The sequence below is a fragment of the uncultured Hymenobacter sp. genome, from assembly GCF_964242765.1.
Taxonomy (GTDB): domain Bacteria; phylum Bacteroidota; class Bacteroidia; order Cytophagales; family Hymenobacteraceae; genus Hymenobacter.
Window position 1 is genome coordinate 1 of record NZ_CAXTBM010000114.1, and the last position, 9,880, is coordinate 9,880.

A 9,880-nucleotide genomic window follows, 5' to 3' on the forward strand; every position below is an offset into this window, starting at 1 on the left:
TACGGCTAGCTCGTGGGTTTCTTTTTTGCCGAGACTAGCTTCTACGGTGCCGGGGTGCGGCCCGTGCGGAATGCCACTTGGGTGCCAGGTGAAGGACGCCAGATCCACGCCCCGCCGCGACATAAAGTTGCCTGCCACATAATACAGTACCTCGTCGGAATCAACATTGGAATGATTATAAGGGGCGGGAATACTAAGCGGGTGGTAGTCGAAGAGGCGCGGCACGAACGAGCAAATCACGAAGTTGTGCCCTTCGAAATGCTGATGCACTGGTGGGGGCTGGTGCAGGCGGCCCGTTATCGGCTCGAAATCATGAATACTCGTGGCGTAAGGGTAGAAGTACCCATCCCACCCCACCACATCAAAAGGCGAGTGGCCGTAAGTAAGATGGTGCAGTTGGCCTTCCTTCTTGATTTTCAGCAAGTACTCGCCCGATTCCTGGGTATCATTCGCAACCAGTTCGCTCGGCGGCCGGATGTCCCGCTCGCAATACGGCGAGTGTTCCAGCAGTTGCCCAAAGTGGTTGCGGTAGCGCCGGCACGTTTCCACCGCGCTAAACGACTCGATAATCAGCAGCCGTACGGCGCCTTCTTCGAAATGCAGCTGATGAATAATGGTGCGCGGAATCACCACATAGTCGCCGGGCTCGAAAACTAGTTTGCCCATCTGGCTCCATAGTTCGCCCCGGCCTTCGTGCACGAAAATCACCTCGTCGGCTAGCGCATTTTTGTAATAATAGCTCATCCGCCGCTCGGTAGGATTGCAGATACTGAGCGTGACGTCGGCATTGCCGAGCATGGTTTGGCGAGCCGCTAGGTAGTCGCCGCCGGTAGTGGTTTCAGCCAGAGTACGCAAGTGGCTCGGCTGCAAGGGGCGGTCTTTGAGCAACTTGGGACTGAAAGGCTCGGCCTGGCCTACCTGCCGGATATCGGTGGGCGGGTGCCGGTGGTATAGCAGCGACGAAACGCCGTGAAAGCCAAGTGTACCAACAAGCTGCTCTGAGTAGAGTGTGCCATCGGGCTGACGAAACTGGGTATGGCGCTTGCGCGGAATCTGGCCAAGGCGGTGATAGTAAGCCATGCGGACAGGGGTGGGTTTGGATGGGAATTGGGGACGGGGAGCTTGAAACGTGAAGGTAAGAACGTTTGAGGAGTGAGCACCCGCGCCAGTCCGTAGCAATATCAACTACTTTTTCTCTCGACTAGCACGAGAAATTTAAATTACTAACGTAAAAAAGGGTTGTTTGCTCACTTGGGAGTGGTGGCTTAATCTAGCTAGAGCAAGGAAATATTCAGTAGGTAAACACCACCGAAAACCCGGTATTTAATCTGTTCAAGATCTAGTGTGAACGGGGTTTAAGGTGTTAGAAATACACCTTAGCAAACAAACCCTCTGTCAATACGTTACTTTTACACCTTCTATGTCGGCCGCTGGTGGCCAGTTCGGATTGTTTGTTTCTCCATGTCTGCCGCTCTCCTCCGTTACTTGCTGCCTGCGGGCTTTGCCCTGCTTGCTGCCGGGCCTACGCCTACCCCACGGGTTCGCACCTTTGCCTTCGACTACACGGCTACCGTACCGGCCCTCCCTACTGGCACCGATTCGGTGGAACTCTGGTTGCCTGTGCCGCACCCCGACGCTTCGCAAGACATTCAGCAGTTGGAAATCAAGACGAAGGTTCCCTACACTATCACCGACGCAGCATTCGGGAACAAGGTGCTTCATCTGAAGGTGCCTGCCGCACAGGCCGTTGGCCTCACCGTCGATATGAGCTTTCAAGCAACTCGGCGCGAGCACCAAAATCCTTTTTTAGCTACTACCAAGGGTAAGCCTGTGCGCTCTATGGAAGCTACTGACCCCAATATGGCGCGTTGGTTGGCTCCGGATCGGCTGGTTCCTCTCGATGCCAAAGTCAAGGGCTGGGCGCAGGAAGTAATAGCCAAAGCCAATGCCAAGACCGACCTTGAAAAAGCCCGCGCCGTTTACGAGCATGTGGTGAGCACCGTCACCTACGACAAAACCGGCCAAGGCTGGGGACGCGGCGATATCTACTACGCCTGCGACGTTCGGCGCGGCAATTGCACCGACTTCCATGCGGTGTTTATTGGCTACTGCCGGGCGCTGGGCATTCCTGCGCGATTCAGCATCGGTTTTCCGCTGCCTACCGAGCGTGGCACTGGCGAAATCAAAGGCTATCATTGCTGGGCTGAGTTCTACACAAAGCAAACCGGTTGGGTGCCCGTCGATGCATCGGAAGCCGCCAAAGATCCGTCGCGCCGTACGTATTTTTTCGGGGCGCACGACGAAAACCGCGTCGAGCTTACCCGGGGCCGCGACTTAGTACTAGCCCCTCAGCAGAAAAGCAATCCGCTCAACTATTTCGTTTATCCTTACGCCGAAGCAGATGGCAAGCCGCTCGAAGGGGTAAAGGCGCAATTTCGGTACCAAGATAAAACGCTGTAACAATTTGCTTTAGATTTGCGGCCGTTTGGTGTCGACCGCACTATTCTGTGCGTTTTCAGTAGAACCTAAAATCAAAACGGCCGGAGTTCATCGCTCCGACCGTTTCGCAGTATAGCCTCAGATAATTATAGATAAAGGTTAATTCATTGATAGCTTTTGCATCGGGTTGGCTGAGCCATTGCCCATAGCCTGTACGGCTTGCTTCAGTTCCACATCCTGCTCATGCAAAACCGCATAGTAGGTGAGCTTACCATACGCACTGCGGGCGATGTACGCCTTGATCTGGTTGCGGAGCAGGCTGGCGCAACGGCGCAAATGCATAGGGTTAGCGGGCATTCCGTCGTGGGCTGCCAATTCAACCAGGGCTTGCAACTGCGAATCGTTAACACGGAACGTACTCAGGAATTGCTCGGAACGCAATGCTCCTAGTTCAGCTTTGTGTTCCTGAAAGTAGTTTAGCGCATACTCCCGCACTAGATTGTGGCTTTGCAACCGCGTATAATAAGCCGAAAAAGCTGAGGTGTCGCGCGGAACAAATATGTCAGGCATGATACCGCCGCCACCATACACCGTGCGCCCGTGATCCGTGTGGTAACGCAATGAATCGTCGAAGTGAATACTGTCGGCATGGAACAGCTCGCCATGCCGGAGGCGGTTCTGCAAATCCTGCTCGTAAGCGGCTAACCCCTTCCGGTACGACCTCTGGATGCTACGACCCGAGGGCGTGTAATAGCGCGCAATAGTTAAACGCAATTCCGATCCATCATTAAGCGCAATAGGCTGTTGTACCAAGCCCTTGCCGTAAGTCCGGCGGCCAACAACCAATGCACGGTCGTGGTCTTGCAAAGCGCCGGCCACTACCTCGGCGGCTGAGGCGCTGCCTTCATCTACGAGCACGACCAACGGGCCTTCCTCGAATTCGCCAGCTACTCGCGAAAAGGTTTGGGTATCGTATTGGTCGCCTTTACCGTCGGTGTACACTATTTTGCGGGTGCCGCCAATGAACTCGTCGGCTAGTTTAGTAGCGCGGTCGAGGTAGCCGCCGGGGTTGCCGCGCAGGTCCAGCACTAAGCTGGTCATGCCTTGGTGGCGAAGGTCGCCGAGGGCTTGCTTGAACTCATCATACGTGCCACTAGCAAAACGGCTGATTTTGATATAGCCGGTCTGTTTATCGAGCAGATAAGAAACCTCCACCGAATTATTAGGAATGCGGTTGCGGATGACAGCCACATTCAGCGGCTTGGCTTGGTGATGACGCAACAATTGCAAAATCACCTTCGAGCCCCGCGTGCCGCGCAGCTTTCCAAACATTTGCTCGGTGGTGATGTGAATTCCCGAAACCCGCTCACCGTTCACCGCCATAATTCGGTCGCCGGGTTGCAAGCCGGAAAGTTCGGCCGGACCGCCGCTGAGTGGAGCAACCACCGTTACGGTGTCGTGGAAGATGTTGAACTCCACGCCCACGCCATCGAAATCACTTTGTAAAAAAGACGAAGCCTGCTGCTGTTGCTTGGCTGGAATAAATACCGAGTGTGGGTCGAGCTGTTCTAGCATTCGGCCAATGGCATAGTCAGATAACGCTTCCGCATCCACCGAGTCAACATAGTCGCGGTCGATGTAGGAGAGAATCTCTTTAAATTTGAGGTAGCCGCGCGCTGTGCCATCGGGGTTCTGGCTGGAAGGCCGAAACGGATTGGCGCCCAATAGTACCCCACAAGCTAAAGTCAGAGCCAGCAACAGCGGCTGTCGCATTTGCCGCCGCGAATTGCGGGGTGCAGGTTCCGGTGCAGGCGCTGGCTGAGACGTAGGCCCTATTATCATAAGATGCTAAGCAAGTAGACGTTCAGACCACAAGAAGAATAATACCTGAGACTTCGATATCATTCAAAAATATTAAAACATTTCTAAGATACCAGCAACAAAAAGTTAGATATATAACTTTTCAAATAACAATGCAATTTTATCTTTAATACAAGCAAAAATTCCTATTGCCCGCAAATTTTAGTGCAATAATAGCGGGCAAGCTCATTGGTTGAAGTAGTTTAATGAGTGGAAATAATTAGTACAAAACTAATTCAAAGAATTGCAATGCCGTAAATGTATAACCATGTATAGAGCTAGCACGAAATAGGAAGAAATCCATTGATTTTAATGGCCTGTCGTATCTTTGGGACGGTAGCCGTGGTAGCTGTGCCGTAGTATCACTTTGAATTTCCTTTTGTCATGGGCCGTATTCTCGCCATTGATTATGGCAATAAGCGTGTCGGGCTCGCCGTAACGGATCCACTACAGCTCATTGCCACTCCCCTCAACACGGTACACAGCAAGGATTTGCTTAGTTACTTGAAAGCCTATCATCAGCGCGAACCATTGGCGGCCCTTGTAGTGGGCATGCCCAAAACGCTGCTCAACGAAGCAACTGATAGCACTAGTGCTGTTGTTGGCCTAATGCGGAGTCTGCGCCGCGAATTTCCTGACGTGCCCGTACACGAGATAGACGAGCGCTACACCTCGCGTATGGCCCACGCGGCAATGCTTGCGGGTGGTCTCAGTAAAAAGGACCGCCGCGACAAGGCCACCGTCGACCGGGTTAGTGCTACCCTTATTCTGCAATCTTTCCTCGAATCCCAATGATTTACCCCATAGTTGCCTTTGGCGACCCTGTGCTGAAAACCCGTGCCAAAGATATTCCCCAAGACCTCCCAGCTGATGAGCTGAAGCAGGTTGTGCAGGATATGTTTGAAACCATGTACCACGCCCACGGAGTAGGGCTGGCTGCGCCGCAAGTAGGCAAAAGCATTCGCCTGTTTGTTGTTGATTCGGAGCCGATGATTGACACCGAGGACGAGGAAACCGGTGAGCCGCTACCAGATGCCGAGAAACCCGTGAAACGGGCCTTCATCAACCCTAAAATGGTAAGCGAAACCGGCGAAGAATGGGGCTTCGAGGAAGGCTGCCTTAGCATTCCGGGCGTGCGCGAAATGGTGTACCGTCCCGAAAATATTGTGCTCCGTTACGAAGACGAAAACCGCCAGTTACACGAGGAATCCTTTAGCGGCATGACGGCCCGCGTTATTCAACACGAGTACGATCACCTCGAAGGCGTACTGTTCACTGATAAGATTTCAGGATTCAAGAAGCAACTTATCAAAGGCAAGCTCACGCGCATCAGCAAAGGCGATGTGAATGCCGACTACCGCATGCGTTTTGCCAGTCAGGGCCGCCGGTAAGACAGCATATTTTGTTCGCCGTTTTGCTTGAGGTAAAACAGATTCAAACAGAACTAAAGCTATTTTAAACAAAGTCATATCAAGCCCGTCCTTTTCTTTAAGGGGACGGGCTTGTGCGTTAAAGAAATTTTCCACGAAAGCTTGGAAGCCTCAAGTTATCTGGAAGAGCAGCCGAAGTGGGAAGTTTCCCAAACCTTTTTTCCCTAATCAGTACTCATTGCTCTCGGCTCTGAAGGGCGGAGCGGGTCAGGTCCACGCTGGCTTCAAGCTGGGGGTATTTTTTATGCGTTGAATAAAATGGTAGGTTAGAGTGGATTTTTACGGCTACTGTCTATATGCTTTGATTATTTTATATGAAGAAAAATTTACTCTTGCTGCTCTTATTTGTGCTACTCGTATGGCCGCAGCAGCCGCAGGCGTGGGGTTTCTTCGGGCATCGGCTTATCAACCGGCTGGCGGTATTTACGCTGCCACCCGAGATGATAGGATTCTACAAAACTAATATCGAGTACCTCACAGAAAATGCCACCCGGCCAGATTCTCGCCGTTCCGTAGTACCCGGTGAAGCCGCCCGTCACTTTCTGGACGTGGACGTGTACGGCGACTCTGCCCTGGCTGAACTGCCCCGCTCGTATGCCGATGCTGTAGCTAAATACGGCGAAGACTCCCTAATGCGGCATGGCATAGTGCCGTGGCAGGTGGTCCGGATGAAAAGTCAACTTACCGAAGCTTTCCGTCAACGGGATGCCGACCGAATACTAAGTTTGTCGGCTGACTTGGGGCATTACATAGCCGATGCCTGCGTGCCGCTGCACACTACGCACAACTACAATGGGCAACTAACGGGGCAGCGCGGTATCCACGGCTTCTGGGAGTCCCGGTTGCCGGAAATCCTAGCTGCCAATTACGACTTCTTCACCGGTCCGGCGCCGTATCTGGATTCCCCTTCCAAAACGATCTGGGCAACTGTAGCCCGTTCCAGCGCCGCCGTCGATTCGGTGTTGCGGTTTGAGAAAGAGTTGACAAGTAAGTTTGCCGACGATAAAAAGTATGGGTTTGAGGAGCGCAACAACCAAACGGTACGCGTGTATTCCCGCGAGTTCAGCCGCGAGTACCACCAGCGGCTTACGGGCCAGGTAGAGCGGCAAATGCGGTTGGCGCAGCGCCTGATTGGGGCTTTCTGGTATACCTGTTGGGTGGATGCGGGGCAGCCTGACTTAGACAAGTTGCCCAAGCAACCTTCAGTGAAGGAACAGCTTCGACTCGCAGAGGAAGCCAAGAAACTACAACAACCTGGCATCACTGTAGCTCCTGGCCACGAAGAGTAAGAAGACGAGAAGAGCAGCGCAAGCTTCGTATTGAGCTACTAAGGCAGCTATAATTCAGCTAAGAAAATTATGGTCGATCTTTACGGTCTATCTGATTGCTGAACAGATTCTATGCCTAGCTCCGCCTTTCTAGCTCAACCTCTCCAACCCGGCGACTATTATCTTACTCCCGAAGGCTTTATGGTTTTCACTGAGCAGTATCACCGCCGCCGCGGCAGCTGCTGCGGCAACGGCTGCCGGCACTGCCCCTGGCGAAAACCTAAATCAGATAAGCAGTTATGATTTGATGTACGCATAGTGTTGTACTTGAAATTTCACTTATTAAGTACCAGACACCGGATCTAAAAAAGACTTCTGGCATTTAGACGCTACAAACTGCTAGAGTTCTTTCAGCATACGAGCAAGTAGTTTCGGGAGAGAGGTAAGCCTTCTCAAATAGTCGCACGCATGTTATAAAAGCAAGGGCTCGTTTTCCTATCGACTTGTTGGGAAGACATTTGGCGATTGGCAAACTTATACCGATATTTGCGCCCCTGTTTCTAGCATTGTAACCTCAACCTTCAAATATCATGGCCCGAGTTTGTGATTTGACCGGCAAGCGTACCCGCGTAGGCAACAACGTGTCGCACGCTAACAACAAGACCAAACGCAAATTCTACCCGAATTTGCAGAAGAAGCGCTTTTACATTCCCGAAGAGGATTCTTGGGTAACGTTGAAAGTAGCAACTAGCACCATCCGCACCATCAACAAGAACGGCATCATGTCGGTCCTGAAGAAGGCCAAGGAGCAAGGCTTCATCGTTTACTAGTCTAGCCCCTTCCGGCTTACTGTAAAGAGAAAGTATTAACAGACGCGTACCCGAACTGAAAAGCACTTTTTCGGTTCGGGTACGCGTCTTTGTTGTATCTACTTAGTTCTGTTCGTGTACTTCTGCCTTCTATCATGACCCGGTTTCTTGGCCCGCTGCTGCTGGCTTTCGCTTTAAGTGCTTCATTGGCCGATGCGTATGCCCAACGGGCCGCCGGCCCCGGCCGCCCGGCCGACTTTCTGGACCCGGCCTTTCATAAGAACCGGCGCGAATTGTTGCGGCAGACGCTGCCGGCGGGTTCGGTGGCAGTACTATTTGCGGCACCCGTCCGCAATCGGGCCAACGACGTCAACTACATCTACCATCAAGACCCCGACTTTTACTACCTAACCGGTTATGATGAGCCCGACGCCGTGCTGGTGCTCTTCAAGGAACCGCAAACGGTAAGTGGGCAAGCGGGTATTACGGAAGCTTTGTTTGTGCAGCCGCGTGACCCCAAAGCGGAATCCTGGACGGGGCGACGGTTAGGCACAGAAGGAGCAAAGCAGCAGTTAAAGTTGCAGCACGTAGCCAATAACACCGACTTTGCCGGTGCTGGTATTCCATGGGCAGACTTTCAGCACATCCATCTCCTGGACCTGCCCACCGATGTGCGCGACGATTCGCAGAACCCCGCCGACCTATTCGACCTACTTGCTAGTTTTCGTCAACAGGCTGGTGCTGGTGTCCCGGCTGCATTTGATACCAAGAAAGCTGATGTCTATCGTTCCATTGAACGCTATGGCGTTGCAAATGCGCCCAAGGTAAAAGCGTACTTGGAAAATCTGATGAAGACGCAGCCGGCTGTAGCAGCGGATACTTACGTGCAGAATTACCTTCAAGCCACCACCGACGCCGAGCGCCAAAAGGCCATGGCGGCGCGCCCCACCAGCCGCTTTGAAAGTGCAGTGCTGGATGACGCGCTAGACGAAATGCGCGCCGTAAAAACTCCCGAAGAACTGCGCATGCTGCGCCGCGCCGTCCGCATCAGCGCCATAGGGCAGCAAGAGGTAATGAAAGCCATGCGCCCCGATATAAGCGAAATGGAAGTGCAGGGCTTACATGAGTATGTATATAAAAAATACGGAGCCGAGTTTGAGGGCTACCCGAGCATCGTTGGGGCGGGCAACAATAGCTGCATCCTGCACTACGAAACCAACGACAAGCCGCGCCTTGGCAACGACTTAGTGCTTATGGACTGCGGCGCTGAGTACCACGGGTACACCGCCGACGTAACCCGCACCGTGCCGCCTTCCGGTAAGTTCAGTGCCGCCCAACGCCAACTGTACGAATTGGTGCTGGCGGCGCAAGACGCGGCCATTCGGGAGTGCAAGCCGGGCAACGAGTTTCAAGCTCCCAATAAAGCCGCCCAGCAAGTGGTATCGGAGGGTCTGATGAAACTAGGCATCATTCAGAAGCCAGAGGAAATGCGCCGCTACTTTCCTCACGGGACCAGCCACTACCTGGGTCTCGACGTGCACGACCGGGGCAACTATGGTCCACTCAAAGCCGGTAATGTCATTACGGTGGAGCCCGGAGTCTACATTCCGGAGGGCAGTCCTTGCGACAAGAAGTGGTGGAATATTGGCGTCCGCATCGAAGACGATGTGCTCATTACTGCTACGGGTGCCGAGAATCTTTCCAAGGAAGCGCCTCGCACGGTAGCTGAGGTAGAGGCCATGATAGCTGAACCGAGTGCCCTCGATGATTTCAAACTGCCCACATTGAAATAAACCTAGGCGTTCTTTTCAGCTATATAGAGCAGTGTAGAGGCCAAATATTCCATGCCTAAACTATAGCTTTAACCCCTTAGCTTAGCAAGCAGAAGGACTTATGCCGACAATTGCGGGTGTAGTAGGGTGAAGGCCAAAGGGATAACTACTGCTACATTATTAACCTGAGTATTTGTCAATTCCGAAAAGACCCGTACCTTTGCAGTCCTTAATCCCAAAAACCCCGTCGAGATGGCTAAGAAAGGAAACCGGGTGCAGGTAATCCTCGAATGCACCGAGCA

At 52.8% G+C, this 9,880-nt stretch carries 9 protein-coding genes; 7 read left to right on the plus strand and 2 right to left on the minus strand.

Annotated features, from left to right (window positions below; all coding sequences use genetic code 11):
* Nucleotides 1–1,080 (minus strand): homogentisate 1,2-dioxygenase (locus ACFE7X_RS24325; protein WP_375438274.1); only part of this gene is annotated, 1,080 nt, incomplete at its 3' end.
* A gap of 381 nt (nt 1,081–1,461) precedes the next feature.
* On the opposite strand from ACFE7X_RS24325, the gene ACFE7X_RS24330 reads away from it, so the two are divergent.
* Nucleotides 1,462–2,460 carry a transglutaminase-like domain-containing protein gene (locus ACFE7X_RS24330; protein WP_375438275.1) on the plus strand — a complete coding sequence of 333 codons (999 nt, stop codon included), beginning with the start codon at nt 1,462–1,464 and terminating at the stop codon, nt 2,458–2,460.
* Between the two features lie 138 nt (nt 2,461–2,598).
* Here the strand turns inward: ACFE7X_RS24330 and ACFE7X_RS24335 are convergent, their stop codons facing one another.
* Nucleotides 2,599–4,212 carry a S41 family peptidase gene (locus ACFE7X_RS24335; protein ID WP_375438276.1) on the minus strand — a complete coding sequence of 538 codons (1,614 nt, stop codon included), beginning with the start codon at nt 4,210–4,212 and terminating at the stop codon, nt 2,599–2,601.
* Nucleotides 4,213–4,683: 471 nt separating this feature from the next.
* Here ACFE7X_RS24335 and ruvX point away from each other — a divergent pair, with 471 nt between their 5' ends.
* From ruvX to ACFE7X_RS24365, 6 genes are all read left to right on the plus strand, one after another.
* Nucleotides 4,684–5,094, plus strand: coding sequence for a Holliday junction resolvase RuvX (gene ruvX / locus ACFE7X_RS24340; RefSeq protein ID WP_375438277.1), 411 nt, complete (start codon nt 4,684–4,686; stop codon nt 5,092–5,094).
* Nucleotides 5,091–5,690 carry a peptide deformylase gene (gene def, locus ACFE7X_RS24345; protein WP_375438278.1) on the plus strand — a complete coding sequence of 200 codons (600 nt, stop codon included), beginning with the start codon at nt 5,091–5,093 and terminating at the stop codon, nt 5,688–5,690. Before ruvX ends, def begins: the two co-directional genes overlap by 4 nt.
* 353 nt (nt 5,691–6,043) lie before the next feature.
* Nucleotides 6,044–7,018: a zinc dependent phospholipase C family protein gene (locus tag ACFE7X_RS24350; protein WP_375438279.1), complete on the plus strand. Its 975-nt coding sequence runs from the start codon at nt 6,044–6,046 to the stop codon at nt 7,016–7,018.
* Between the two features lie 111 nt (nt 7,019–7,129).
* On the plus strand, nt 7,130–7,300 hold the full coding sequence (locus tag ACFE7X_RS24355; protein WP_375438280.1) for a DUF5522 domain-containing protein: 171 nt from the start codon (nt 7,130–7,132) through the stop codon (nt 7,298–7,300).
* 287 nt (nt 7,301–7,587) lie between these two features.
* On the plus strand, nt 7,588–7,827 hold the full coding sequence (gene rpmB, locus ACFE7X_RS24360) for a 50S ribosomal protein L28 (RefSeq protein WP_022825070.1): 240 nt from the start codon (nt 7,588–7,590) through the stop codon (nt 7,825–7,827).
* Between the two features lie 134 nt (nt 7,828–7,961).
* On the plus strand, nt 7,962–9,599 hold the full coding sequence (locus ACFE7X_RS24365; protein ID WP_375438281.1) for an aminopeptidase P N-terminal domain-containing protein: 1,638 nt from the start codon (nt 7,962–7,964) through the stop codon (nt 9,597–9,599).
* The last annotated feature ends 281 nt before the right edge of the window (nt 9,600–9,880 follow it).